The organism is Rugamonas brunnea (assembly GCF_014042345.1).
GTDB lineage: Bacteria > Pseudomonadota > Gammaproteobacteria > Burkholderiales > Burkholderiaceae_D > Rugamonas > Rugamonas brunnea.
The window spans coordinates 34,951-61,314 of record NZ_JACEZT010000023.1; the positions used below are offsets into that span (position 1 = coordinate 34,951).

Annotated in this window: 24 protein-coding genes; 10 read left to right on the forward strand and 14 right to left on the reverse strand. The window is 67.7% G+C overall.

Translation table 11 applies throughout. From position 1 onward, the window contains the following. Positions 1 to 45 precede the first annotated feature (45 nt). The gene (locus H3H37_RS23475) at positions 46 to 1,071 is read right to left on the reverse strand and encodes a VirK/YbjX family protein (RefSeq protein ID WP_229219003.1); all 1,026 of its coding nucleotides are present in this window, start codon (positions 1,069 to 1,071) and stop codon (positions 46 to 48) included. Positions 1,072 to 1,284: 213 nt separating this feature from the next. Between H3H37_RS23475 and H3H37_RS23480 the strand changes: the two genes are divergently transcribed. Together H3H37_RS23480 and H3H37_RS23485 are read left to right on the forward strand one after the other, a co-directional pair. Further along, positions 1,285 to 2,886 carry a sensor histidine kinase gene (locus H3H37_RS23480; RefSeq protein WP_229219004.1) on the forward strand — a complete coding sequence of 534 codons (1,602 nt, stop codon included), beginning with the start codon at positions 1,285 to 1,287 and terminating at the stop codon, positions 2,884 to 2,886. Further along, positions 2,876 to 3,487, forward strand: coding sequence for a response regulator transcription factor (locus tag H3H37_RS23485; protein ID WP_182167070.1), 612 nt, complete (start codon positions 2,876 to 2,878; stop codon positions 3,485 to 3,487). The genes H3H37_RS23480 and H3H37_RS23485 overlap by 11 nt, the downstream gene beginning before the upstream one ends. 20 nt (positions 3,488 to 3,507) lie before the next feature. Here H3H37_RS23485 and H3H37_RS23490 read toward each other — a convergent pair whose 3' ends face one another. Together H3H37_RS23490 and H3H37_RS23495 are read right to left on the reverse strand one after the other, a co-directional pair. Beyond that, positions 3,508 to 4,602 (reverse strand): glycosyltransferase family 2 protein, encoded by a 1,095-nt coding sequence (locus H3H37_RS23490; RefSeq protein ID WP_182167072.1) that lies wholly within the window; start codon positions 4,600 to 4,602, stop codon positions 3,508 to 3,510. Beyond that, a complete protein-coding gene (locus H3H37_RS23495) occupies positions 4,599 to 5,414 on the reverse strand; it encodes a glycosyltransferase family 2 protein (protein ID WP_182167074.1) in 816 nt (271 codons plus the stop codon). Before H3H37_RS23495 ends, H3H37_RS23490 begins: the two co-directional genes overlap by 4 nt. 196 nt (positions 5,415 to 5,610) lie before the next feature. Between H3H37_RS23495 and H3H37_RS25965 the strand changes: the two genes are divergently transcribed. The 6 genes from H3H37_RS25965 to H3H37_RS23520 are packed head-to-tail and all read left to right on the forward strand — an operon-like array spanning position 5,611 to position 12,784. Then, positions 5,611 to 6,879, forward strand: coding sequence for an O-antigen ligase family protein (locus H3H37_RS25965; RefSeq protein WP_229219005.1), 1,269 nt, complete (start codon positions 5,611 to 5,613; stop codon positions 6,877 to 6,879). Positions 6,880 to 6,906: 27 nt separating this feature from the next. Next, entirely contained in the window at positions 6,907 to 7,923 is a 1,017-nt protein-coding gene (locus H3H37_RS25970) for a glycosyltransferase family 9 protein (RefSeq protein WP_229219006.1), read from the forward strand. After that, positions 7,920 to 9,044 carry a glycosyltransferase family 4 protein gene (locus H3H37_RS26175; protein WP_182167076.1) on the forward strand — a complete coding sequence of 375 codons (1,125 nt, stop codon included), beginning with the start codon at positions 7,920 to 7,922 and terminating at the stop codon, positions 9,042 to 9,044. Before H3H37_RS25970 ends, H3H37_RS26175 begins: the two co-directional genes overlap by 4 nt. A gap of 28 nt (positions 9,045 to 9,072) precedes the next feature. Then, entirely contained in the window at positions 9,073 to 10,128 is a 1,056-nt protein-coding gene (waaF, locus tag H3H37_RS23510) for a lipopolysaccharide heptosyltransferase II (RefSeq protein WP_182167078.1), read from the forward strand. Positions 10,129 to 10,175: 47 nt separating this feature from the next. After that, on the forward strand, positions 10,176 to 11,594 hold the full coding sequence (locus tag H3H37_RS23515) for an MBOAT family O-acyltransferase (RefSeq protein WP_182167080.1): 1,419 nt from the start codon (positions 10,176 to 10,178) through the stop codon (positions 11,592 to 11,594). Continuing rightward, complete coding sequence (locus H3H37_RS23520; RefSeq protein ID WP_182167082.1) at positions 11,594 to 12,784, forward strand: alginate O-acetyltransferase AlgX-related protein; 1,191 nt, start codon at positions 11,594 to 11,596, stop codon at positions 12,782 to 12,784. Before H3H37_RS23515 ends, H3H37_RS23520 begins: the two co-directional genes overlap by 1 nt. Here H3H37_RS23520 and H3H37_RS23525 read toward each other — a convergent pair. Further along, complete coding sequence (locus H3H37_RS23525) at positions 12,765 to 13,484, reverse strand: alpha/beta hydrolase (RefSeq protein WP_182167084.1); 720 nt, start codon at positions 13,482 to 13,484, stop codon at positions 12,765 to 12,767. The two genes, H3H37_RS23520 and H3H37_RS23525, sit on opposite strands and share 20 nt — an antisense overlap. Positions 13,485 to 13,684: 200 nt before the next feature. Between H3H37_RS23525 and H3H37_RS23530 the strand changes: the two genes are divergently transcribed. Continuing rightward, positions 13,685 to 14,293: a PEP-CTERM sorting domain-containing protein gene (locus tag H3H37_RS23530; RefSeq protein ID WP_182167086.1), complete on the forward strand. Its 609-nt coding sequence runs from the start codon at positions 13,685 to 13,687 to the stop codon at positions 14,291 to 14,293. An 85-nt stretch (positions 14,294 to 14,378) separates the two neighbouring features. On the opposite strand, the gene H3H37_RS23535 is transcribed toward H3H37_RS23530, so the two are convergent. From H3H37_RS23535 to H3H37_RS23580, 10 genes are all read right to left on the reverse strand, one after another. After that, the gene (locus H3H37_RS23535; RefSeq protein WP_182167088.1) at positions 14,379 to 15,260 is read right to left on the reverse strand and encodes an SLATT domain-containing protein; all 882 of its coding nucleotides are present in this window, start codon (positions 15,258 to 15,260) and stop codon (positions 14,379 to 14,381) included. A 144-nt stretch (positions 15,261 to 15,404) separates the two neighbouring features. Further along, positions 15,405 to 17,078, reverse strand: a complete 1,674-nt coding sequence (locus tag H3H37_RS26180) for a methyl-accepting chemotaxis protein (protein WP_182167089.1) — start codon at positions 17,076 to 17,078, stop codon at positions 15,405 to 15,407. A gap of 405 nt (positions 17,079 to 17,483) precedes the next feature. After that, a complete protein-coding gene (rng, locus tag H3H37_RS23545) occupies positions 17,484 to 18,947 on the reverse strand; it encodes a ribonuclease G (protein WP_182167090.1) in 1,464 nt (487 codons plus the stop codon). A gap of 118 nt (positions 18,948 to 19,065) precedes the next feature. Further along, a complete protein-coding gene (locus H3H37_RS23550) occupies positions 19,066 to 19,686 on the reverse strand; it encodes a Maf family protein (protein WP_182167092.1) in 621 nt (206 codons plus the stop codon). 18 nt (positions 19,687 to 19,704) lie between these two features. Further along, complete coding sequence (gene rlmH, locus H3H37_RS23555) at positions 19,705 to 20,175, reverse strand: 23S rRNA (pseudouridine(1915)-N(3))-methyltransferase RlmH (RefSeq protein ID WP_182167094.1); 471 nt, start codon at positions 20,173 to 20,175, stop codon at positions 19,705 to 19,707. 6 nt (positions 20,176 to 20,181) lie between these two features. Beyond that, a complete protein-coding gene (gene rsfS, locus H3H37_RS23560) occupies positions 20,182 to 20,859 on the reverse strand; it encodes a ribosome silencing factor (protein WP_182167096.1) in 678 nt (225 codons plus the stop codon). Further along, on the reverse strand, positions 20,860 to 21,513 hold the full coding sequence (locus H3H37_RS23565; RefSeq protein ID WP_182167098.1) for a nicotinate-nucleotide adenylyltransferase: 654 nt from the start codon (positions 21,511 to 21,513) through the stop codon (positions 20,860 to 20,862). Continuing rightward, a complete protein-coding gene (gene hemF / locus H3H37_RS23570) occupies positions 21,510 to 22,427 on the reverse strand; it encodes an oxygen-dependent coproporphyrinogen oxidase (protein ID WP_182167100.1) in 918 nt (305 codons plus the stop codon). The genes H3H37_RS23565 and hemF overlap by 4 nt, the downstream gene beginning before the upstream one ends. Before the next feature lie 122 nt (positions 22,428 to 22,549). Next, a complete protein-coding gene (gene purD / locus H3H37_RS23575; protein ID WP_182167102.1) occupies positions 22,550 to 23,818 on the reverse strand; it encodes a phosphoribosylamine--glycine ligase in 1,269 nt (422 codons plus the stop codon). 73 nt (positions 23,819 to 23,891) lie between these two features. Next, positions 23,892 to 24,617 (reverse strand): YebC/PmpR family DNA-binding transcriptional regulator, encoded by a 726-nt coding sequence (locus H3H37_RS23580; RefSeq protein ID WP_182167104.1) that lies wholly within the window; start codon positions 24,615 to 24,617, stop codon positions 23,892 to 23,894. 204 nt (positions 24,618 to 24,821) lie between these two features. Here H3H37_RS23580 and H3H37_RS23585 point away from each other — a divergent pair. After that, positions 24,822 to 26,364: alkaline phosphatase D family protein (locus tag H3H37_RS23585; RefSeq protein ID WP_182167106.1), on the forward strand; the 1,543-nt coding region annotated here is incomplete at its 3' end.

Genomic DNA, 26,364 nt, shown 5'->3' on the forward strand with positions numbered 1-26,364 from the left:
CGCGTGGAGCTTCCAGTCAGGCCGGGACAGGCGCGGTGGCGCGGCTCAGGCCAGCGCCGAGCGCAAGCCCTCGTCGTCGTGCGCTGCATCGTGCGCGGGGGCGGCGTTGGCGCCGGCCGTGCTGAAGTCGTGCAGCGGACCGGCCACCGGTGCCAGCCGCGGCGCCTGCAGGCCGGCCTGCAGGATGGCGGCCAGCGCTTCCAGCGTTTCGTGGCGCTTGCGGTACTCGGAGCGCTTCTTCGAGGGGATGGCGGCCATGTCCGGCGCCGTCAGCGGCGCGCAGGCCAGCTGGTAGTCGCCGTCCGGACGCAACTGGGCGTCCAGTTCCTGCCACAGGGCGTCGTAGTCGGCATGCACCTTACCCTTGCGCAACGCCGTGCGGGCCGTGCGGTTGGCGTTGCCCACCAGCCGCAGCTGGTCGCAGCCGTAGGCGTGGCCCAGTTGGCGCAGCAAATAGACGATCAGGTTCTTGGGACGCAGGCCGTGCAGGTCGCGCGTCGCTTCCTTGATGCGCTGCTGGCCTTCGTCGTCCTGCGGCCCCTGCATGCAGCCGACGCCCAGCGTCATGCCGCGCTCGCCCTGGAAGAACACGAACGAGGTGGAAAACACCCGCTCGCCATCCTGCAGCAGGCGCAGCATCAATTCGCCTTCGCGCTCCAGCGGCGCCACGGCGTGCATTTCCAGTTGGTAGGCGCGGCCCGATTTGCCTTCCACCTGGCCCAGGATCATAGGCGCGCGCGCGAGGCGCACCGTGAGCGGGCCCAGGCCGTGCCGCAGCACGAAGCGGTAATGGTCCTCGATCGCCTTCAAACGGCTGGCGCAGTTGAGCGCGTTGCTGAGGTAGGGGCGGTAGATCTTGTACACCATCATCGGGTAGATTTGCACCAGCTCGCGGTACAGCGGATGCGAGTTGAGCAGCTCCAGCCAGTCCACCGTGGTCCGCCGGTTCAGCGAGGCCCGCAGCGAGAGCTTGAGCGTGTCACGCAGCCAGGACAAGGCGCCGTCGCGGGCGGCCAGCCCCGTGCGGAGAGTGATTAACTGCGCCACCGGGGCGGATGCCTGCATCGTCATGGGGAGGGGCTGGACGGAATACGGAATCGGATATGATATGCCCCGTGTAACATATTGTAAATTGGCAAAAGCTCTTACGGTTTTCCCTTAAGCGACGCCAGCCTGGTGCTCTGCGGCTACAGAGGCTGCGCACGGCGATTCCGTGTGTGAATAAGGGAAACACGTAGTGGCTTGCCCTAGTGTGTTTTGACAAATTGCCATGCATAATGCTACATGTCGTTACAAGCCCATTCCATGCGCCATTTTTCGCTCCGCTACCTGCATTATCCGGCGTTCATCGCGCTCTACCTGCTGTTCGACTGGGCTACTTACCTGTATCCCTTGTACGGCCTGAACATCACGCCCTGGAATCCCGATCCGGCCCTGGGCCTGGTGTTCTGGCTGCGCTATGGCTGGCCCGCGGCGCTGCCGCTGTTCCTGGCCCTGCTCGGCGGCGAACTGCTGGTGCGCGGCATGCCGGCCGGGCCGCTCGTCACGCTGGCCGGCGCACTGTGGCTGACGGCCGCCTATGGCCTGATGGGCGCCATCCTGCGGCGTGATTTCTCCAGCGCCGACATGTTCGACAACCGCAGCCGCCTGTTCCACTGGGTGCTGGTGGTGGCGGCCGGCACCCTGTTCAACGGCATCGGCTACATCTCGCTGCTGTCGGCGGCCGGGCTGGTACCGCCGGCCCAGTGGGCGCTGGCGCTGATGCGCTTTGGCATCGGCGACACGGTGGGCATCCTGGTGTCGATGCCGCTGATCTGGATGCTGGCCAGCGCCCAAGGGCGGGCCCGGCTGCGGCGCATCCTGGCCCGCGGCGAAACGCTGGCCTACCTGGCGCTGGCCATGGTGGTGTTGTACGCCGTGTTCGGCTCCATCGCCAGTTCCGAATTCAAGCATTTCTATTTCCTGTTCCTGCCCGTGATCTGGGCCGCCTCGCGCCAGGGCCTGTATGGCACGGCGCTGATCGTGTTCGTGTTGCAGACGGGTATCATCACGCTGGTGAAATGGCATGGCGCGCGCGACCTGGCCGTCTATGAATTGCAGATGCTGGACGCGATGCTGGCGCTGGTCGGTTTCTTCATCGGCATCGTGGTCGATGAGCTGCGCAAGGTGGCGGCCGATTTGCGCCAGTCGTTGCGGCTGGCCGCCGCCGGCGAGATGGCGGCCGCGCTGGCCCATGAACTGAACCAGCCGCTCACGGCCCTGTCGGCCTACTGCAAGGCTTGCGAGCATTTGCTGGAGCGGGGCGAGAACGAGGCCTTGCTGCGCGACGCCATCGGCCGCATGTTGGTCGAGGCGGGGCGGGCGGCCGACGTGGTGCGGCGCCTGCGCGATTTTTTCCGCACCGGCGCCATGCGTTTCGAGACCGTGTCGGCGGCCGCCTTGGTGCAGGGCATCGCGGCCCAGTTCCAGCTGCCGTTCCGCCAGCATGGCATCGTGCTGACGGTGGACGTGGACCCGGCCTTGACGCTGCGGGCCGACCGCCTGCAGGTGGAACTGGTGCTGCGCAACCTGCTCGACAACGCCAGCGACGCCGTGCTGGCCCAGCCGGCCGGCGCGCGCCGCGTCAGCGTGACGGCCGCGCCCACGCCGGACGGGCGGCTGCGCCTGAGCGTGGAGGATAGCGGCTCGGGCGTATCCGAAGCGCTGGCCGCGCGCCTGTTCGAGCCGTTCGCCTCATCCAAGGCCAGCGGCCTGGGGCTGGGCCTAGTCTTGAGCCGCGCCATCGTCGAAGCCCACGGCGGCAGCCTGTGGGCCGAAGTCGGCGGGCACGGCATCTTCCGATTCGATCTGCCCATGGCGGCAGCTGGAGAACAACTTGCCACATAATCTGACTGTTTTCATCGTCGACGACGACCCGGCCGTGCGCGACGCGCTGGGCCTGCTGCTGGGCGTGCGCGGCTACCGTACCGCCGTGTTCGCCAGCGGCGAAGCGTTCCTGCAGGCGTGGCGGCCGGACTGGGCCGGCTGTTTGCTGATCGATATCCGCATGTCCGGCATGGATGGGCTGGCGTTGCAGCAGGAACTGAATACGCGCGGCTGCACCATCCCCGTCATCATCGCCACCGGCCATGGCGACGTGGGCTCGGCGCGCGCCGCGTTCAAGGCCAATGCCATCGACTTCCTGGAAAAGCCGTTCGACGACGCCAAGCTGGTGGCCGCCATCGAGGAAGGGTTTGCGCGCGAGCGGGTCCAGCGCGGCGCCCAGCAATTGCGGGCGCGCGGCGCCGACCTGCTGCGCGAACTGACGCCGCGCGAGCGCGAAGTGATGCGGCTGGTGGTGATGGGCCAGCACAACCGCGACATCGGCCCGGCGCTCGGCATCAGCGTGCGCACGGTGGAAGTGCACAAGGCACGCCTGATGGCCAAGCTGGGGGTGGACAACGTGGCCGACCTGGTGCGGATCAGCCTGTCGCAGGGCGAAAGCTGAACCGGGGTCAGGTCATGCCATTACGCATCTTGCGCGACGGTATGACCTGACCCCGGTTTGCGTTTGTTGCGGGCGCGGCGCCATAGCTTGAACTGGCGGCTGGCTGTCTGGCGCAGGTGGAACAGCCAGGCGCCACGCAATATTTGACCCAGCTGGCGGGCGTTGCGGCGGTCGGCCTTGCTGGCGCCGGGGGCGCTCAGGCTGGCCCGCAGTTGCTCCACCGGGGTGAACAGGCTGGACAGGAAGATCGCGCGCAGGCGTGCCCGCACGGCCTTGCCTTCGCCCCCCGGCAACTGGTAGCTGCATTTGACGGTGCTGACGTAGAAGTCGCAGACGGTCGCATCGAAACGCTGCTGCACGGCCGCGCTGATGCCCGTTTGCGCCAGCGGCGCGCGCGCGCTGGCCAGCGCCGTCACCACGTCCTCGCACCAGCGCGCGCTGACGGCCTTGGTGATACTGGCCGGGTGCTGGCGGTAGTCGAGCAGCACGAACGGCAGGTACACCATGCTGCGGCAGTGCGCCAGCAGCAGCGGCACCACGGACAGGTCCTCGAACAGGCGGCCGGTGGGGAAGGGCGGCTGCGGCAGCCGCGCGTACACCTCGCGCTTACAGACATTGTTCCACAGGTAGGTGTGGCGGTCGTTGAAGAATGGGACCAGGATCGCGTCCTGCCCTTCGATGCGCCGGCCCGCCGGGTAGCTGAGCTGCACGTCGCGGTCCTTGTGCGGCGCGTCCGGGTGCCAGAAGCGGAACGCGGTGCTGATCACGTCCGGCTGTTCGCGCGCGATCACGGCGTCGAGGGCGGCCAGCGCGCCGGGGCGCAGCCGGTCGTCGCTGTCGATGAAGGCCAGGTACTGGCCGCCGGCCAGCGCCAGGCCGGCGTTGCGGGCGCCCGCGATGCCGGTGTTGGCTTGCTGGTGCAGCACGATGCGCAGCGCCGGATGGCGGGCCTGGATGGCCCGCACCTGCCCGGCCGTGTCGTCGCGCGAGCCGTCGTCGACCACGATCAGTTCATGCGCGGCCGTCATCTGGCCGGCAATGCGCTCCAGGGTGTCGCTGATGAAGGGGGCCGCGTTGTAGGCGGCCATGACGATGCTGATGCTGGTATGGCTCACGCCTGCAATCCCTGGGCGGCGCGGACGGTCTTGTCGGCGATGCGGCGCACCACCAGTTCACGGTTGCTGCTGGCCTGGTCGCGCTTGCTTTCGGGATGCCACAGGTGCAGCACTTCGGTGGCGAAGGCGCCATCCTTGCGCATCACGCCGGCGTTGAACAGGCGCACCACGATGTCCGAATCCTCGTAACCCCAGCCGCGGAAGCTTTCGTCAAAGCCGTTGATGCGTTCGAGGTCGCTGCGCCACATGGCCAGGTTGCAGCCCTTGATGCGCCGCCAGCTGAACTGGCGGCGGGCGCGGCCCACGTCGGGCCAGCGCGCTAATAATTGTAAGATTTTGTTAAGGTGGCCGCCGGCCCGCAGCCGCAGTTTGTCGGCCAGCGTGAGCCGGTTGACGTCCACTTGGCCGGCCAGCACGCGCGCCGTCAGCTGCTCGCTGAGCAGGATGCGGCTGCCCGAGACCATGTAGCCGCGCTGGGCCAGCTTGCGGTGCTGGCTGACGAAATCGGGCTGCGGCACGCAGTCGCCGTCGAGGAAAATCAGGTAGTCGCCGCGCGCGTCCTGGATGCCCAGGTTGCGCACCCGGGCCAGCCGGAAGCCCAGGTCTTCCTGCCACACATGGCGCAGCGGCACGGGCGCGTAGGGCTGCAGCTCGGCGATGCGCTGGGCCGTGCTGGCCGTGGAACCATCGTCGGCGACGATGATTTCATAGTGGCGGTCGTCCTGCGCGAAGCACGCTTGCAGCACGGCGGCCAGGGCGTCGGGCCGGTTGTAGGTGGAGACGACGATGGAAATGGTAAAGGGCTGGGACATACGATCAAAGAGGAGAGTGCACGCCGCCGGGGCGGATTGCCGGCACAGCAGAGTACGCATAGTACCCCAAACGGCGCCATGGCCCAACCTGGCCGGGGCGGCGTCCGCTAGCGGATGAGCGGGCTACGGCGGGGCGGCGATCCCTTATAATACTGTTTTTTACAACAACAGCGGGCCCGCTGTTGCCGCCACACCCATGAGTATAACGATCGCCGAACGTGTCAGGAACGACCCCGCCGCCATGTACGCCAGCCTGCTGGTGTTCATGCTGCCGGCGCTGGTGCTGAGCACGCGCGACGGCATGGGGCTGAGCCAGTTGCTCATGGTGCTGGGCCTGGGCTGGATGGGGCGCGCGCGCCTGGCCGCGCTGTGGGCCGAACATGGCCGCGCGTTCGGCCCCGTGGTGCTGGCCTTCGGCGGCTATTTCCTGCTGTCGCTGGCCCGGCTCGTGATCTACCAGCAGCGCCTGCACACGCTGGACGGCCCGTTCCGCCTGCTGTTGAGCCTGACCTGTTTCCTGTTCGTGGCCGGCTACCGGCCGCCGATCCGCTGGTTCTGGCTGGGCCTGTGCCTGGGCAGCGTGGCGGCCGGCGTGGTGGCCGTGGCCCAGTGGCTGGCCTGGGGCACGGACCGGGTGGAAGGTTTTACCCACCACGCCATCACCTTCGGCGACCTGGCCGTGGCCATGGGCATGCTGTCGCTGTGCGCACTGTCGTCGCTGCGCCAGACGCGCCTGGCGTGGCTGCCCGTGCTGGCTTGCGTGAGCGGCCTGACGGCGTCGGTGCTGTCGGGGTCGCGCGGCGGCTGGCTGGCCCTGCTGCTGGCCATCGTGCCCCTGCTCAAATATGGCAGCGCCGTCCATGGCCGCCGCCTCGTCGTCGGCGTGCTGCTGGCGCTGGCCCTGTGCGCGCTGGCCTGGATGGTGCCGGCCACCGGCATCGCCGCCCGCGTGGCGCAGGCCGTCGATGAAGTGCGGCTGTACCAGCTCCATGGCGACGCCACCACCTCGGTCGGGATCCGGCTGGAGCTGTGGAAGGCGTCGTGGATGATGATTGCCGAGCACCCGTGGCTGGGCGTGGGCCGCGAATCGTTCCACCAGGCCCTGAACGCGCTGCACACGCAAGGCCGGCTGCAGCAGTCGCCGGCGCTGATCTACAGCAGCAGCCATAACGACGCGATCCACATGCTGGCCACCGGCGGTGTGCTCGATTTCAGCTTCCTGCTGCTGATGTACGGCGCGCCCCTGCGCCTGTTCCTCGGCGTGCTGCGCGAGGCCGGCGCCGGCGCCGAACGGCGCGCGGCCGCGCTGGCCGGCGTGACGCTGGTGGTGTGCTTCATCGGCTTCGGTTTGACGGACGTGATGTTCTGGCTGATGATGCCCAAGGTTTTCTACGGTGTGATGGTGTGCATGCTGGCCGCGTTCTGCCTCGATGGCGGCGGCCGCGCCATCCCCGCGCGCCCGTGACGGGCCTTCACTCTTACTTAGGTTTGCATGCGTCCGCCCTTCGACCATATCCTGATTTGCCGCACTGACAATATTGGCGACGTCGCCCTGACGTTGCCGCTGGCCGGTTACCTCAAGCAGCGTTTCCCCGCCGTGCGCATCGACTTCCTGTGCCGCGCCTATGCCGCGCCGCTGGTGCGCCACTGCAGCCACGTGGACCGGGTGATCGAGCTCGACTCGCTGGGCGACCGCCAGCAGTTCTTCGCCGGCGCCGGCATCGACACGGTGATCTTCGCCTTCCCCGACCGCCGCCTGGCGCGCGCGGCCAAGCGGGCCGGGGTGCGCAACCGGGTCGGCACCAGCCACCGCTGGTATCACTGGTTCAGCTGCAACCGGCTGGCCCATTTCAGCCGCGCCCGTTCGGCGCTGCACGAGGCGCAGCTGAACTTTTCGCTGCTGCGCCCGCTGGGCCTGGACCCGCGCCCGCCGCTGGCCGAACTGCCGCCCCTGTACGGCCTGACGGCGCCGCGCCAGCCCGATTGCGACGCGCTGCGCGCCGAGGCGCCCCATTGCATCATCCTGCACCCCAAGTCCAACGGCAACGGGCGCGAATGGCCGCTGTCGCACTACACGGAACTGGCGCGCCGGCTGCAGGCGCGCGCCGACATCGTGCTGTGGGTGACGGGCAGCGCGGCCGAAGGGGCGCAATTGGCGCTGCAGGCGCCGGAGCTGCTGGCCCTGCCCAATGTGCGCGACCTGTGCGGCCGCTTCGACCTGGCCGGCCTGTGCGCGCTGATCGGCGTGAGCACGGGCTTGCTGGCCAGCGGGACGGGGCCGCTGCACATGGCCGCCGCGCTGGGCCGCCCCACGCTGGGCCTGTTCCCGCCGCTGAAGCCGATCGACGCCACGCGCTGGGGCGCGCTGGGCGCGCAGGCCCGCTCGCTGAGCGTGGAGCAGGCCTGCGCCGCCTGCGCCGACCCGGCCAGCTGCCGCTGCATGGCCGCCATCACGCCGGCCCAGGTGGAGCGCGAACTGCTGGCCTGGTGCGGGGAGGGCGCCGCGTGAACGCGCCGGCACTGCCGCTGATCGCGATCGACGCGCGCGAGCTGCGCACCACCACCGGCCGCTACGTGGAGCGGCTGCTGCACTACCTGCAGCGCGCGGACGCGCCATACCGCTACGTGGTGCTGCTCAAGCCCAAGGACATGGCGGGCTGGCGTCCCAGCCACCCGCGCTTCGCCACTGTCGCCTGCCCGTACCGCGAATTCAGCTTCGGCGAGCAACTGGGTCTGGCGCGCCAGCTGACCCGGCTGCGGCCCGACCTGGTGCACTTTCCCATGGCCCAGCAACCGTTGCTGTACCGGGGCGCCGTGGTCACCTCCATCATGGACCTGACCACGGCGCGCTTCGTCAACCCGGCCAAGAACCGGCTCGTGTTCGGCGTCAAGCAAGCGATCTACCGCGGCCTGGTGCGGCGCGTGGCGGCCCGTTCGCGGCGCCTGATCACGCTGTCGGACTACGTCAAGCACGACCTGCAGGCGTTCGCCCACATGGGGCTGGACAAGGTTACCACCACCTACCTTGCGGCCGACGCCATCGCCGCCGCGCCCGAGCCGGTGGCCGCGCTGGCCGGCGCGCCCTTCATCATGTACGTGGGCCGGCCGCAGCCGCACAAGAACCTGCACGCGCTGATCGACGCCTATGCGCTGGCGCGCGCGCGGCTGCCGGCGCTCCGGCTGGCGATCGCCGGCAGCGGCGACGTGCTGATGGACGGCTTGCAGGCCTATGCGCGCGCGCGCGGCCTGGGCGACGGCGTGGTGTTCACCGGCTACGTCAGCGAGGGCCAGTTGCGCTGGCTGTACGAGCACACGGCGGCCTACGTGTTCCCCAGCCTGAGCGAGGGCTTCGGCCTGCCGGGGCTGGAAGCGATGGTGCACGGCGCGCCCGTGGTGGCCAGCGACGCCAGTTGCCTGCCCGAGATCTACGGCGACGGCGCCCACTATTTCCCGCCGCGCGACACGGCCGCGATGGCGCAGGCCATCCTCGACGTGGTGCAGGACCCGGCGCGCGCCGCCGCTCTGGTGGCGGCCGGGCGCGCGGTGGCGGCCCGCTATAGCTGGCAGCGTTGCGCCAGCCAGACCCTGGCCGTGTACGATCAGGCCTTGCGTCCCGCGCGCACCGCCTGACGCCCGATTTTTTACTGAAGGAAGCCGCATGAGCTCAGCCGCGCCCTCGCGCACTCTCGTCATTTCGCCCAACTGGATCGGCGACGCCGTCATGGCCCAGCCACTGCTGCAACGGCTGCGCGCGGCCCATCCGGAGCGCCCCATCGACGTGCTGGCACCGCCGTCCGTCTCGCCCGTGTGGCGCCAGATGGCCGAGGTGGACGAGGTGCTGGAAACGCCGTTCCGGCACGGCGCGCTGCAACTGCGCGAACGGTGGAAGTACGCGCGCGCGCTGCGCCGGCGCGGCTACGTCGATGCCTACGTGCTGCCCAACACGCTCAAGTACGCGCTGCTGCCGTGGCTGGCCGGCATCGCGCGCCGGGTCGGCTACAAGGGCGAGAGCCGCTATGGCCTGATCAACGTGATGCACCACGACGAGCTGCCGCCGCGTCCCATGGTGGCGTTCTACGCGGCGCTGGCCGAGGCGCCGCAGACGGTGCAGGGGCCGGCCTGGCGCGCGGCCCTGCCACGGCCGGCGCTGCGCGCCAGCGCGGAGCAGATCGCGGCCGCCTGCGCGCGCGCGGGGCTGGACCCGGCGCGGCCGCTGCTGGCGTTCGCGCCGGGCGCCGAATTCGGCGGCGCCAAGCGCTGGCCGGCCGAGCATTTCGCCAGCCTGGCCGAGGCCGTGCTGGCCGCCCATCCGCGGGCGCAGATCGCCTTGCTCGGCTCCCCCAAGGACCGCGAAGTGTGCGACGCCGTGCGCGCGGCGGCCGGCGGCAACGACGCCATCGTCAACCTGGCCGGCGCCACCAGCCTGGCCGAAGCCGTGGCCCTGATCGCGCACGCGGCGGCCGTGGTGGCCAACGATTCGGGCTTGCTGCATATCGCCTCGGCCCTGAACCGGCCCGTGCTGGCCCTGTACGGCCCCACCGATCCCGACCACGCGCCGCCGTTCTCCGACCTGGCCGCCTCGCTGTCGCTGCGGCTCGATTGCGCGCCGTGCCGCCAGCGCGAATGCCCGCTCGGCCACCAGGACTGCATGCGCAAGCTGGCGCCGGCCATGGCGTGGCAAAAACTGCAACCGATGCTGGCCCCGGCGCGCTGACGCGCCGTTAGAATATCGTCTCTTTTAGTCAGGTAAAGTCCTCCGCCATGGTGTTCAGTTCCGTTTCCTTTCTGTTCTACTTTCTGCCCGCCTTCCTGTGCCTGTACTACCTGCTGCCCTGGAAAAACGGCGTGCTGCTGGCCGCCAGCCTGCTGTTCTACGCCTGGGGCGAGCCGCGCTTCGTGCCGCTGCTGATGGCCTCGGCCCTGCTCAACTACGTGTTCGGGCTGGCCATCGCGCGCGCGGGGAAGCGCGCCATGGCCGTGCTGACGGTGGGCGTGGGCCTGAACCTGGCCGTGCTGGCCTACTGCAAGTACGCCAACTTCCTGACCGAGATCCTCAACCTGGTGCTGACCCATCCGCTGGCGCTGCCCGGCATCGCGCTGCCGCTGGGGATCTCGTTCTTCGTGTTCCAGGGCGTGTCCTACCTGGTGGACGTATACCGCGGCCAGGTCGACGCGCAAAAGAGCTTCTGGAACTTCGCCATGTACAAGGCCATGTTCCCGCAACTGATCGCCGGCCCCATCGTGCGCTACCAGCAGATCGCCGGCGAAGTCGAGCACCGCGAGGTGGACGCGGCCCGCATCTGGCGCGGCCTGCAGCAGTTCATGGTGGGCCTGGCGCAGAAGGTGTTGATCGCCAACGCCGTGGCGCTGCCGGCCGACAGCCTGTTCGGCGCCGGCCCTGAACACCTGAGCAGCGCCGGCGCGTGGATCGCCGTGGCCTGCTACAGCATCCAGATCCTGTATGACTTCGCCGGTTATTCCAACATGGCGATCGGCATCGGCCACATGATCGGCTTTAGCTACCCGCCCAATTTCGACCGGCCCTACAGCGCGCTGTCGCTGACGGAATTCTGGCGCCGCTGGCACATCAGCCTGTCGAGCTGGTTCCGCGACTACCTGTACATCCCGCTGGGTGGCAACCGGGCCGGCGCGCTGCGCACCTATCTCAACCTGGGCCTGGTGTTCCTGCTGTGCGGCCTGTGGCACGGCGCGGCCTGGACCTTCATCGTGTGGGGCGCCTGGCATGGCGGCCTGCTGATGGTGGAGCGCGCCGGCCTGGATGCGGCCCTGCGGCGCTTGCCGCGCGTGCTGGCCCAGGCCTACACGCTGCTGGTGGTGATGCTGGGCTGGGTGTTCTTCCGCGCCGCCGACGTGCCCACGGCGCTGCACCTGCTGCGCATCATGTTCGTGCCCAGCGACGGCGGCGCCTTGCCCCATGACTGGCACCTGTCGATCGCCGCGCCGCAGTGGACGGCGCTGGCCATCGGCGCCGCGCTGGCGCTGTGGCGCCGCCCGGCCGCCGCGACCACCGCCGACGCCACCGGCGCCGCGCCGGCGCCGATGCCGATGCCGCGCTGGCAGCAGCCGGCCCGGCTGGCGCTGGTGCTGGGCGCGTTCATCCTGTGCAGCGCCAGCCTGGCGGCCGGCACCTACAATCCCTTTATCTATTTCCGTTTCTGATGATGTCACACCGCGAACCGCGCGCCAGGGCGCGCCTGGCCAAGATCCTGCTCGTCGCGTTGCTGGCCGCGCCAGCGCTGCTGGTGCTGCCCTCGAAGCATGACGAGGGCGAGAACCGCCACCTGGCGCCCTTCCCGTCGGCGCCCGACAGCCCGGCCGCCGCGCTGCACTACACGGGCGCGTTTGACGCCTGGGCCAACGACCATTTCGGCTTGCGCGCGCGGCTGGTGGCGCTGCACACCAAACTCGATTACGCCTTGTGGCGCCAGTTCCCCACCCACCAGGTGATCGCCGGCCGCCACGGCCGCATCTTCACGGCCGCGTTCCAGGCCGAAGCGCCGCCCTACAGCGGCATCCTGTCCGTGTGCGGTTACCAGGCTACCCAGGCGCCGATGCTGGCGCAGCAGATCGACCAGTTCGTGGTCCAGACCCGCGCGCGCGGGCTGGACGCCAAGCTGCTGGTGGTGCCCACCTCGCCCGTGGTGAACATGGAGCAGTTGCCGCGCTGGCTGTATGGCATGTGCCGCGATTCGGTCACGCCGATGTCGCAGGTGCTGGCCGGGCCGCTGGCGCCCGAGGTGCGGCGCCAGCTGTCCTATCCGCTGGCCGCCATGCGCGAAGCCAACGCGCGCGAACCGCTGTTCCCCAGCACCTATTTCCACTGGGCCGGCGCCGGGCCGCGGCTGGTGTCGGCATGGACCGTCCAGCAGTTCTGGGGCGCCACGCCGCAGCAGGCGACGCCTTACGTGAGCAAGGTGGAACGCCAGCCATCGGACATCTCGCATCTGTTCCATGGCCTCAAGCTCGAAAGCGACGTGGAGACGCTGGACTGGCAAAAGTCCGGTCTGGAGCTGTGCTATGGCGCCACCTGTTTCGACGGGCCGCTGCGGCCGGTGGTGGAGAAGCTGCGCGAGGCGATCCGCGTCACCAATCCGCGCGGCCAGCGCCAGCGCCTGGTGATTATCTCCGATTCCTACGGGCCGCCGGCGGTGGGCTGGTTCGCCCGCTACTACAAGGAAGTGCTGCTGTTTAACACCAACTTCCTGGGCACGCTCGATGCGGCCGACCTGCAATTGCTGCGCAGCTTCCTGTTCGAGCACCGCGCCGGCGACGACATGCTGGTGCTGTACCACGACGCCACCGTCTATGCGGGCCGGCTGGGGAACGACTTCAAGACCCTGATGCCGTAACCCCGGCGCCGCCGAGCCGGCCGAGGGCGCCCATGGCCACCTCGGCCGGCACCAGGTGGGGCCCTTCGAACTGCTGGAATTCCACCGCGTAGCCATCGGCCGACAGGTGGCGCGCGATCTCCTGTCCGCGCTGCACCGGCAGCACGGCGTCGGCCGCGCCATGGGCGATGAACACGCGCGGCCGGCCCATGATGCGCAGCGGCCGGGAAAAACCGGGCGAGAAGGCGAGGATGTCGCCAAACAGGTCGCCGTTGGCCAGCCCCACCGACAACGCATAGGAAGCGCCATCGGAAAAGCCGGCGATGGCCAGCGCGCCGGGCGCGATGGCGTAATGCTGCATGGTCCAGCTCAGGAGCAGATCGATGAACGACAGGTCGGGGCCGAAGCCGCCCCGCAGCAGATCCCAGGACGTGCCCAGCGCGCGCGGCGCCAGCAGGAAGGCGCCGTGCAGCATGGCGTGGCCGAGGGCGGTGGCCTCGGCGCCGCCGTCGCGCCGGGCCGCGCCATGCAGCAGCAACAGCAGCGGCGCCCCGCGCGGGTCGGCATGGGCCGGCGCATAGAACAGGGTTTCACGGCCGTTGGGGAAGACCAGCGTGTGCAGGCCGGGCGCGATGGTGGGCGCGGCCGAAGGTGGGTGGGGCCGCGCGTACAGCCGTCCTTCGCTGTAGGCGCCGTCCGGGACGGCGGAAAAGGGTGCCATGACGGCCTGTGCGCGGAATGGACAATATGGCCAGCTTACTCCCTTTGCCGCCGTTGCGGTGCGCGCGCGCAAATTAGAGGGTTTCTTCGGTTTTGCAGATTTGGGTGGTAAAAATACTTGCAATCGATATAATTGCACTGTCTTTTAGGAAACAATAATTAACAATAACTTACGATAGATAAACAGACAGGAAAAACCACATGAAATTTGCCACCGTTCTCAAGTCGTTCGCCGCCGCCGCCATCTTCGCCGCAGGCAGCAGCCACGCCGCCACCGAGCTGATCTCCAACGGCAGCTTCGAGCAGAACCTGCAAGCGTCGGGCACCTGGGGCATCTACAACAACCTGATCGGCTGGCACGGTGCCAACAAGACGGGCATCGAGCTGCGCGATAACGTGGCCGGCACCGCTTTTGACGGCAAGAATTTCGTGGAACTGGACACCACCGCCAACAGCTCCATGTGGCAGGAAGTGAACGACGTGGCCGGCAAGCACTACACGCTGAGCTTCGCGTTCGAAGACCGCGCCGGTGTGCCGTCGTCGTCGCAGGGCGTGCAGGTATTCTGGGGCAGCCAGAACCTGGGCGTGTTCAACAACGCCAAGGAATGGACCGTCAAGTCCATCGACGTCGTGGGCAACAAGGGCGGCACCAAGCTCAGCTTCGTCGCCGTCGGCACCAGCGACAGCTATGGCACCTCGATCGACAAGGTCTCGCTGACCTCGGCCGTGCCGGAACCGGAAACCTACGGCATGCTGCTGGCCGGCCTGGGCCTGGTCGCCTTCGTGGCGCGCCGCAAAGCCGCCAAGTAAGCACCGCCAGCGCCACAAACCGGGGTCAGGTCATGCCGCCGCGCATAATGCGCGAAGGCATGACCTGACCCCGTTTTTTTTGTTTTCAGACCAGCGTCATTTCGACGGTGGTGATGGCGTCGGGCCGCACGCTGACGGCCTTGTCGAGCGACAGGGGCGGCGTGCCGCGCGTGGCCAGGCGCAGCCGGTGCTGGCCCGGCGCCACGTTGACGCACGACCAGATGGTGCCCGTGAACGGCTGCGGCGCGTCGTCGTCGAGGCCGATGTCGACCGTCTGCACCTGGCCATCCTTGTGACTCAGGGCCAGCTCGATGGCGCCGCTGGCGCGGCTGGCCGTGACCGAGACCCGCACCGCGTCCAGCGCCTTGTCGCCGGCGTCGCGCTGGGCCCGGATCGCTTCGCCCAGCGCCGTCATGCTGGTGCTGAATTCGGCCGCCCACTGGCTGGTTTCCTCCGCCTGCAGGCGCACCGTGTCGTCCTCGTACTGGCGGGCCAGTTCGAACAGGGTGCGCACGTCGGTGTCGTCCAGCGCGCCGTGGCGGGTCAGCAGGTAGCCGGCCCATTCCAGTTCGAAGCGGCGGCTGCGGTTCTCGATGGCGACCACGGTGGTGATGTAGCGCAGCCAGCCGCTGGACCAGCCGAAAATGCGGTCGGCCCCTTGCAGCAGGCCGGCCAGGGCCAGCGCCACCACACCGCTTTGGGTGCATAGCAGGCGCAGCGTGCTGGCGTCGCTGAAGCCGGCGGCCACCGGCAGCAGCGAGCCGACGATCAGCAGCAGAAACGTGGCGCCGCGTACCCACCACGAGATGCGGCGCTTGACGGCGATGCTGGACCAGTACCAGCCGCGTATCGTGGCGCAGGTGGCGTTGGCATGGTCGTAGATGGTCTTGAGTGCCTCGGTCGGCGGTTTGTCCTGGTACTGGTTCCAGGGGAGCAGGTTGGCGTGGCTGACGTCTTTAGCACTCATGGGATGGCAGTGGGCAGTCGTTGATCGGCAGGCCCGCTTGCGTGGCACGCGCGGGCTTACGCGATTCTACCTGCCAACGGGCGCGCTGCGTCGCCGGCGATGGGGCCGCCTGGGCCCAACCGCCGCGCGCGCGGGGCCGCCGCCTTAGAACTCCTCCCAGCCTGCGGTGGCGGCGCTGGCGCGCCGCGCCGGGGTGGGGATGGCTGCCGCGAGCTGTCTGACCGGGGCGCCGAAGGCACGCACCAGCGCCGGTGCAGCGTGGTGTCCGCCGTCGCCATGGATTTTGAAGGCGCTGACCGTGCGCACCAGGTTGCTGGCCTGATGGCGCAGCGATTCGGCGGCGGCCGCCGCTTCCTCCACCAGCGAGGCGTTCTGCTGGGTGACGTTGTCCATCTGGCCGATCGCCAGGTTGACCTGCTCGATTCCGTCCGACTGTTCCTGGCTGGCGCTCATGATGTCGGCGATCATGTCCGTCACCCGGCGCACGCTGTCCACCACTTCGGTCATGGTGGCGCCGGCATCGATGGCCAGCCTGGCGCCCAGGTCGACCCGTTCGACCGAGTTGTCGATCAGGATCTTGATTTCCTTGGCCGCGCCGGCGCTGCGCTGGGCCAGGTTGCGCACCTCGGTCGCGACCACGGCGAAGCCGCGACCCTGGTCGCCGGCGCGAGCCGCCTCGACGGCCGCGTTCAGGGCCAGGATATTGGTCTGGAAGGCGATGCCCTCGATGACGCTGATGATGTCGACGATCTGGCGCGACGCGGCCGAGATGGAATCCATGGTGCCGACCACCTGGCCGACCACCGCGCCGCCGCGGGCGGCGATGTCCGAGGCGGCGACGGCCAGCGCGTTGGCCTGCTGCGCATTGTCGGCGTTCTGACGCACCGTGGCCGTCAGCTGTTCCATCGACGAGGCCGTCTCCTGGAGCGAGCTGGCCTGCTGCTCGGTCCGGGTCGACAGGTCGTTGTTGCCGGAGGAGATTTCCGTGGCGGCAGTCGACACCGTGTCGGAATCGCGGCGCACGGACGAGACCACCTCGGACAGCGACGACTGCATGCGGTGGACCGCCGCCAGCACGCTGCCGGTGTCGCCGGCCCGCACCTGCAGCGCGCCGGTCAGGTCGCCGCCGGCGACGCGGCTCACGGCGTCGCACAGATCGGCCGGTTCGGCGCCCAGCGCCTTCAGCAGGCGGCGCGAAATCACGGCGCCGGCCACGACGGCCAGGGCCACGGCGATCAGGCTGGCGGCCACCAGCAGGTTGCGCACCCGCGCGTAGTCCCGCTCCGCTTCGGCGATCATGGCGGCGGAACGCGCCGTCGTCACATCGCCATATTCGCGCGAGGCGGCGATCAGCGATGCCAGCAGGGGCCGGCATTGCTCGTTCATTTTGACGATCGCCTCTTCCTTCTTGTCGTGCAGGGCCAGCTCCACGATGGACAGCGCGACCGGCTCGTAGGCTTTTTCGATAGTGGCGATCTTGTCGATCAGGGCGCGCACATTGGCCGGTACGGACGGGGCTTGCGCCAGTTCCTTGAGCCGGCGCAGGTTGGCCGTGACGTCGGCCTGGGCCTGGTTGACGATCCGGGTCTCGGCGTCGCGCTCGGCCGGGGTGGTGACGAGAACCAGGTTGCGGGCCGCGATTGCGCGCAGGTCCACTGCCTCGCGCACCAGGTGGGCCGCTTCGGAGCGGGCCCGGATGCCGTTCACATAACGCTCGAAATTCTCGAATTGATGCAGGAAGCTGGTGATGGAAATGACCGCGATGACGATGATCAGCCCGGCCAGGCCGCCGAACGAGAGTGTAAGCTGGGCCCGCATGGAAAGTTTCCTCACTTTATTCCCCTTGTCAGTATCAAAGAAGCAGCCGCGCACGCCGGCTCAAAGCCAGCCCTTGGCCGCGCCCACGGTCGATGCCGGGCGCCGCAAGCGGGTCGCGGATGTCGTCAATCGGTTGGTGATGGTGCCCCTCAGTCGCGAGGGCTGCATAGGTGGGAAAGTCGCATGACCGTCCCAGACACGGGGTGGAGGTGCCGAATTATTGCGAAATAATTTATTTGGTTATTTCGATGGATTTGATGAATTCATTTTTCCATGAAACGTGATGGAGATCAATTCATTTCTGATGCGGATGAGCATATTCTTCTGCTGCGGTGCAGCAGGCGGAGGGGCGGAGGAGGAGGGGGGCGGCCGGGCGCCGCCGTCCCCCCGCGCCGGGGAGGGGCGTTACATCAGGATCACGTCGTACTGTTCCTGGTGGTAGGCCGATTCCACCTGCAGCGAGATTTTCTTGCCGATGAAGTCGCCCAGCATGGCCAGGTGTTGCGATTCTTCTTCCAGGAACAGGTCCACCACTTCCTGCGAGGCGAGGATGCGGAATTCGCGCGGGTTGAACTGCTTGGCTTCGCGCAGCAGTTCGCGCAGGATCTCGTAGCAGATGGTGCGCGACGTTTTGACCTGGCCTTTTCCCGCGCACGCGGGGCACGGTTCGCACAGGATGTGGGCCAGCGACTCGCGGGTGCGCTTGCGCGTCATCTCCACCAGCCCCAGCGCCGAGAAGCCGGACACGGAAACCTTGGTGCGGTCGCGCGACAGGGTCTTCTTCAATTCGGCCAGCACGGCGTTGCGGTGCTCGTTGTTCTCCATGTCGATGAAGTCGAGGATGATGATGCCGCCCAGGTTGCGCAGCCGCAGCTGGCGCGCGATGGCGTGCGCCGCCTCCAGGTTGGTCTTGAAGATGGTGTCGGCGAAATTGCGCCCGCCCACGAAGCCGCCGGTGTTGACGTCGATGGTGGTCATGGCCTCGGTCTGGTCGACGATCAGGTAGCCGCCCGACTTGAGGTCCACGCGCCGGCCCAGCGCGCGCAGGATTTCCTCCTCCACGCCGTACAGGTCGAACAGCGGGCGCTCGCCCGTGTAGTGCTGCAGCCGTGGCAGCACGCTGGGGGTGTAGGTCTGGGCGAACGCGGACAGGGCGATGTAGTTCTCGCGCGAGTCGACCTGGATGGTGGCCGTCTCCTCGTGCACGAAGTCGCGCAGCACGCGCTGGGCCAGGCTCAGGTCCTGGTGCAGCAGCGTGGTGGCGGGTTTGGTGCGGGCGCCGTTGGTGATGGCGGCCCAGGTCTTGCGCAGGTATTCGACGTCGGCCGCGATGTCGGCGTCGGTTGCTTCCTCGGCCTGGGTGCGCACGATGTAGCCGCCTTTCTCGTCGGCCGGCAGCAAGCCTTGCAGGCGCGCGCGCAGCGCTTCGCGGTCGGCTTCCTTTTCGATCTTCTGCGAGATGCCGATGTGCGAGTCCTGCGGCAGGTAGACCAGCATGCGCCCGGCGATCGAGATCTGGGTCGACAGGCGGGCGCCCTTGGTGCCGATCGGGTCCTTGATCACCTGCACCGTCAGCACCTGGCCGTCGAACAGGATTTTTTCGATCGGGGTGGGGGCGGCGTTCTGGCCGTCGTGCGGACGGGCTTCCCAGATGTCGGCCACGTGCAGGAAGGCGGCGCGTTCGAGGCCGATGTCGATGAAGGCTGACTGCATGCCGGGCAGCACGCGCACCACCTTGCCCGAATAGACGTTGCCGGCCAGGCCGCGCGTGAGCGTGCGCTCGATGTGCAGTTCCTGCACGGCGCCCTGGACGATGAGGGCAACCCGCGTCTCCTGCGGGGTGATGTTGATCAGGATGTCTTCATTCATGCGTCGGTCACTTGCTTGTTGGTGGTTGATGGGCGCGCATGGCGATCATACACGGTTAGCCATCATTGCAACATGGCAGTGACGCGACAGCAAAACCAGGGGCAGGCCCCGGGCACTGTCAGGGCAGCGGCAGGCCGGCCTGGCGCAGCAGCTGGGCCGTTTCGAACAGGGGCAGGCCCATGATGCCGGAATGGCTGCCTTCGATGTGCTCGATGAACTGGGCCGCCAGGCCCTGGATGCCGTAGCCGCCGGCCTTGTCGTACGGCTCCTGGGTGGCGCAATAGGCGTCGATGGCCGCCTCGCTCAGGGGGCAGAAGCGCACGTCCGACACTTGCGTCACCTGGCCGGTGAAGTCGGCGTGGTGCACGGCCACCGAGGTCAGCACCTGGTGGGTGCGTCCCGACAGCCGGCGCAGCATGGCTTTCGCTTCGTTGGGATTGGCCGGCTTGCCAAGGATCTCGCCGTCGATGGTGACGGTGGTGTCGGCGCTGAGCACGGCGCGCGGCGTCAGGTGGCGGCGGAACTGCAGGGTGTAGGCGAAGGCCGCCTTCTCGCGCGCCACGCGGGCCACGTAGACGGCTGGCGCCTCGCCCGGCAGCACGTCCTCGGTCACGTCGGCGCCGCGCGGGCCGTCGCTGCGCAGCAGCAGCAATTCGAAGTCGATCCCGATCTGGCGCAGCAGTTCGCGCCGGCGCGGGCTTTTGGAGGCGAGGTAGATCTTCTTGTCGACCGGTTTCATTTTTTAATTATAGTGAGGTCAGACCCGATGGTAAGGGTGGTTCTGCGTGATGGACCAGGCCCGGTACAGCTGCTCGGCCAGCATCACGCGCACCATGCCGTGCGGCAGGGTCATGCTGGAGATGCGGATCAGGCCTTCGGCGCGGGCCTTCAGTTCGGGATCGAGGCCGTCCGCGCCGCCGATCAGGAAGGCCGTGTCGCGTCCGTCCTGCTGCCAGGTTTCCAGCTGCTTGGCCAGGCCCACGGAGGTCAGGTCCTTGCCGCGCTCGTCGAGCGCGATGATGCGCACCGACTTGGGCAGCACCGCCTCGATGCGCTCGCGTTCGAGCGCCATGGCGGTGGCGGCCGTCTTGCTGCCGGAACGCTCGACCGGCTTGATTTCCTTGAGCACGATGCGCAGTTCCGGCGGCATGCGCTTGGCGTATTCAGCGTAGCCGGTCTCGATCCAGGCCGGCATCTTGTGGCCGACGGCCGCGATGATCAGTTGCATCAGCCCTTACTCGGCCACTTTCTTGATGCGCTTGATCACGGTCTTGGCCGGGGCTTCCTTGTCGGCGGCCGCTTTCGGGGCTTTCGGCTTCGGTGGCAGCTTCTTCAGTTCGGCGGCGGCGGCGGTGGCGGTCTTGGACTTGGCCACTTTCACCACTTTACCTGCCGGGGCGGCGACCTTCTTGGCGGCCGGCTTCTTCTCGGCGGCTGGCTTGGCAGCGGCTTTCTTGGCCGGGGCCTTCTTCTCTACCACTGGCGTGGCTTCCACGGCGGCTTTGGAGGCAGCCAGGTGGCCGCTGGTTTTCTTCGGCGCCGCGTCGGCGTCGGTCTTCTTGGCGCGCTTGGCGGCGCCCAGCTTGACCGGCTTGTCGCCCCAGATTTCTTCCAGGCGGTAGTAGGCGCGGATCGGGGCCTGCATGATGTGGACGATCATGTCGCCCAGGTCCACCAGCACCCATTCGCCGGTGTCCTCGCCTTCCATGCCGTAGACGTCGCCGCCGGCGTCCTTGACCTTGTCGCGCACGGACGCGGCCAGCGCCTTGGTCTGCCGGTTGGAGGTACCGGAGGCGATGGCGATGCGGTCGAACAGGCTGGTCAGGTGGGTGGTGTCGAACAGGACGATGTCTTGGGCCTTGACGTCTTCGAGGGCGTCAACGACGAGGGATTGCAGTTTTTTGATGTCCATTTAGCTTTTGTATAAATTATGTTGTTCAATATAGTCTAGCACTCGCGGGGAGATAAGCGAATTTGCCTGCTCCCCCCGTTGTAATGCCGCACGTATCTGGGTGGCGGAGATATCGACCGCAAAGTCCTGTGCCAGATACGTCAGACCGTGCGGGGTGTTGCGGATGTGTTCAGGGCTGCCCAGCCGGCGCGTGAATTCCGCCGCCACTTCCGGCGCCAGGCTGTCGAGCGCGAAGCCGGGGCGGGCCGCCACGCAGAAGTGGGCATAGTCGAACAAGTGCCGCCAGTCGCGCCAGGTGCCGAAGTTCTGCAACTGGTCGGCTCCCATCAGGAACGCGATCGATGCTTGCGGCCCCAGTTCCTGGCGCAGGCTGCGCAGCGTGTCGATGGTGTAGGTCTGCTGCCCCTGTTCGCTGCGTTCGATTTCCTGCAAATCCACCAGCAGCGGGAACGGCTGGTCCGCGAAAGCCAGCTGCACCATCTCGGCCCGCTGGCGGGGCGTGGCCTGCAGCGTGGATTTCTGCCACGGGCTGCCGGCCGGGATCACGCGCAGCTGGTCCGATTGCAGCAAGTGGGTGAAATGGGCGCCAAGCGCGACATGACCGACGTGGACCGGATCGAAACTGCCTCCCAGCAGTGCGATACGGCGCGTCACGTCGTCAGCCAGTCCCGTGGCGGCAGGAAGTCCGTATACAGCGCCGCTTCCGGCGTGCCCGCTTCCGGTTGCCAGTCGTAGCGCCACTTGGCCACCGGCGGCATCGACATCATCATCGATTCCGTGCGGCCGGCGCCCGACTGCAGGCCGAACAGCGTGCCACGGTCGAACACCAGGTTGAATTCCACGTAGCGCCCGCGCCGGTAAGCCTGGAAATCGCGTTCGCGCTCGCCGTAAGGCTGGTCCTTGCGCCGCTCCAGCACCGGCAGGTAGGCCTTCAGGAAAGCGTCGCCCACGCTGCGCGTCATGGCGAAGCAGTGTTCGAAGCCGCCCGCGTTGACGTCGTCGAAGAAGATACCGCCCACGCCGCGCGCCTCGCGCCGGTGCTTAAGGTAGAAATACTCGTCGCACCACTGCTTGAAGCGCGGATGCAGGTCGTCGCCGAACGGCGCCAGCGCGTCGAAGCAGGTCTGGTGGAAGTGGCGCGCGTCTTCCTGGACACCGTAGTAGGGCGTCAGGTCCATGCCGCCGCCGAACCACCAGACAGGCGTGCCATCGGCCGCGCTGGTGGCGAAGAAGCGCACGTTCATGTGCACGGTGGGCGCGTACGGATTGCGCGGGTGCAGCACCAGCGAGACGCCCATCGCCTCCCAAGGCTGGCCGCCCAGGTCCGGACGGTGGGCCGAGGCCGACGGCGGCAGTTTCGCGCCCTTCACGTGCGAGAAGTTGCAGCCGCCCCGTTCGAACACGTGGCCTTCCTCGATCACGCGCGTGATGCCGCTGCCGCCCTCGGGGCGGTCCCAGGCGTCGCGCCGGAACGGCGAGCCGTCCAGCGTTTCGAGCGCCTGCACGATGCGGTCTTGCAGATCGAGCAGGTAAGCCTTGACGGCTTCAGGGTTGGGGGAAAGCGACATGGCGCGGTGCGGGGAAAAAAATCAAGGGGGGATTGTAGCAAAAAGAACCGGGGTCAGGTCTTGAAATCGCGCAAATTGCGCAATTTCAAGACCTGACCCCGGTTTTCGGGGAGCGCGGCGGCTTAGTGCTTCAGGCCGCGCCAGCCGATGTCGCGGCGGCACTGCATGCCGTCGAAGTGGATGTGGTCCACCGTGTCGTAGGCTTGTTTCTGCGCCATCTTGATGCTGTCGCCCAGGCCCACCACGCACAGCACGCGGCCGCCCGTGACCAGCAACTGGCCGTCCACGGCGGCCGTGCCGGCGTGGAAGGTCACGGCTTCCGGCGTCTCGGCCGGGATGCCGTCGATCACGGCGCCCTTGAGCGGGGCGTCCGGATAGCCGGCGGCGGCCAGCACCACGCCCACGGCCGTGCGGCGGTCCCATTCCAGTTCCACAGCGTCCAGCGTGCCGTTGACGGCGTGTTCCATCACGCCCAGCAGGTCGGTCTTCAGGCGCGCCATGATCGGTTGCGTTTCCGGGTCGCCCATGCGGCAGTTGAATTCCAGCGTGCGCGGATTGCCGGCCGCGTCGATCATCAGGCCGGCGTACAGGAAGCCGGTGAACTGGATGCCATCCTTGGCCATGCCGGCGATGGTCGGGTTGATGATCTCGCGCATCACGCGCGCATGCAGGGCCGGGGTCACGATCGGGGCCGGCGAGTAGGCGCCCATGCCGCCCGTGTTCGGGCCTTCGTCGTTGTCCTTCAGGCGCTTGTGGTCCTGGCTGGTGGCCAGCGGCAGCACATTCTTGCCGTCGCACATGACGATGAAGCTCGCTTCTTCGCCGGCCAGGAATTCCTCGATCACGATGCGCGCGCCGGCGTCGCCGAAGCGGTTGTCGGCCAGCATGTCGTCCACCGCCTGGTGCGCTTCTTCCAGCGTCATGGCGACCACCACGCCCTTGCCGGCGGCCAGGCCGTCAGCCTTGATGACGATGGGCGCGCCCATCGCGTCGATGTAGGCGTGGGCTGGGGCCACTTCCGAGAAGGTCTGGTAGCGCGCCGTGGGGATGCCGTGGCGGTGCATGAAGGCCTTGGCGAAGTCCTTCGACGATTCGAGTTGCGCCGCTTCCTTGGTGGGGCCGAAGATCTTCAGGCCGCGCGCGCGGAACAGGTTGACGATGCCGCCGGCCAGCGGGGTTTCCGGTCCCACCACGGTCAGGCCGATGTGTTCCTGCTCGACGAAATTGGCCAGTTCATGCAGGTCCGTGATGTTGACGTTGACCAAGCGCGGGTCGCGCGCGGTGCCGCCGTTGCCGGGGGCCACGTACACCATCTGGATGCGTTCCGATTGCGCCAATTTCCATGCCAGCGCGTGTTCGCGGCCGCCGGAGCCGACTACCAAAATTTTCATCGTTCTATCCATGTAAGAGCGGAAAACGGCGGCCAGGTGGCCGCCGTGGGGGAATTGCTGCCGGGACGAAGGCTCAGTCTTCGATCAGGGCGTTGGAATAGACTTCCTGCACGTCGTCCAGGTTCTCCAGGGCGTCCAGCAGTTTTTGCATCTTGACGGCGTCGTCGCCGGTGAACACGGTTTCGGTGGCCGGCTTCATGATGATCTCGGCCACTTCGGCCTTGAAACCGGCCGCTTCCAGCGCGTCCTTGACGGCGGCGAAGTCGTTCGGCGCGCACAGCACCTCGAAACCGCCTTCCTCGTCGGCCACCACGTCCTCGGCGCCCGCTTCCAGCGCCACTTCCATCAGCGCGTCCTCGTTGGTGCCGGGTGCGAACAGGAACTGGCCGCAGTGCTTGAACATGAAGGACACCGAATTCTCCGTGCCCATGTTGCCGCCGTATTTGTTGAAGGCGTGGCGGACTTCGGCCACGGTGCGCACGCGGTTGTCGGTCATGCAGTCGACGATGATGGCGGCGCCGCCGATGCCATAGCCCTCGTAGCGCACTTCCTCGTAGTTGGCGCCGTCATCGCCGCCGGTGCCGCGGCTGATCGCGCGCGCCACGTTATCCTTGGGCATGTTGGCGTCGGCCGCCTTGTCGATAGCCAGGCGCAGGCGCGGGTTGGCGTTGGCGTCGCCGCCGCCCATGCGCGCGGCGACCGTGATTTCCTTGATCAGTCGGGTCCAGATTTTGCCGCGCTTAGCGTCCGTCGCGGCTTTTTTGTGTTTGATATTGGCCCATTTGCTATGTCCAGCCATGTTCAGTCTTCCTTAGGCGGTGAGTCCGTGAGGGCGACATTTTAGCATACCGCCGTCCCGCCAGACCGCCCCGGCCGGTCGCCTTGACGTAGCGGTATTGTAATGTTGCTAAAATAGAGTGCCTGCTCGGTTTCTTGTAGGCATCTTGTCACGCGGCCATGCTACGATTTTAATTTCCGGTACTATTTGAACAAGAGGGGACATATGGACAGAAGGCAGTTTCTCAAATTCAGCGGCTTCATCACCGTTTCCGTGGCCAGCACCGGTCTGGTCGGTTGCGGCGGCAGCAGCTCCCCGGCCGCGGCCAACCTGCCGGCCGCCACGGGCGCCGGCTGGACCTTCCCGCAAAGCGTCGCCTCGGGCGATCCCCGTCCCGACAGCATCATGTTGTGGACGCGCGCCCTGCCTGCCGGCGCCGACAGCGTGGCCGCCGCCCCGTCCGGCAACGATGTGAGCATCCGCCTGGTGGTCACCGCCACCGACAACAGTTCCCTGCTGGGCAGCAACGCGGCGCTGGCCGGTGCGCTGGTAGTGGACACCCAACTGCCCCTGCAAGCCCAGTTCGACAACACGGTGCGCCACAAGGTCACGGGCCTGACGGCCGGCACCACCTATTTCTACCAGTTCGTGGCCGGCGACGTGCGCTCCAACGTGGGCCGTTTCAAGACCGCGCCGGCAGCCGACGCCGACGTCAGTCAGCTGCAGTTCGCCTACATGACCTGCCAGGACTGGAGCATCAACCACTGGGGCGCCATGAGCAACATGGCCACCGAGAACCTGGACTTCATCGTCCACCTTGGCGACTACATCTACGAGACCGTGGGCGAGGCCTTCCAGGTCGGCGCCGTGGAAACCCGCCACGACCAGCTGGTGCTGCCCGACGGCGCCTACAAGAGCGGCACCTCGGGCGCCAAGTACGCCACCACGCTGGCCGACTACCGCTACCTGTACAAGAAGTACCGCACCGACACCCGCTTGCAGGCGCTGCATGAGCGCTTCGCCTTCATCGCCATCTGGGACGACCATGAGTTCTCGGACGACTGCTGGCAGGATGCGGAAACCTACGAAGGCACGTTCAACGCCGACGGCAGCGACCTGCACCAGCCGGCCCGCCGCCGCAACGCCAACCAGGCCTGGTTCGAATACATGCCGGCCGATGTGAGCCTGGACACGGCCTCGACCAGCTTCCAGAACATCAAGATCTACCGCGACTTCCAGTTCGGCAAGCTGATGCAACTGGTGATGACGGACGAACGCCTGTACCGCGCCGACCACGTGATCCCGGAAGCGGCCATCAACCCGGCCACCGGCGTGGCCGTGGGCAGCATCGGCGCCCGTTACCTGGTGCCAGAGGATGTGTTCAACAGCGTGGAAGCGCAGAAGATGGCCGGCGGCACCCAGATCGGCGCCGACCCGCTGAGCATCGTCGGCATGCTGGGCACCACCCAGCGCCAGTGGTGGATGGACAAGATGAAGTCGTCCACCTCGACTTGGAAGCTGTGGGGCAATGAAGTGTCGCTGCTGCGCATGGGCCTGAACGGCGTGGACGCCATCGCCACGCTGGTGGCGCTGGGCGCCGTGCAGCAACTGGCCACGGCCATCGGCACCACGGCCGCCGCCGTGGGCGGCAACCTGCCGGTGGCCGCCGCCATCGTGGCCGCCTCCACGGCCGGCGCCTCGGCCGCGACGGCCCAGGCTGCCGCCATGGCCATCGCCGGCGCCGGCAGCAGCAGCGCCGCGCAAGGCG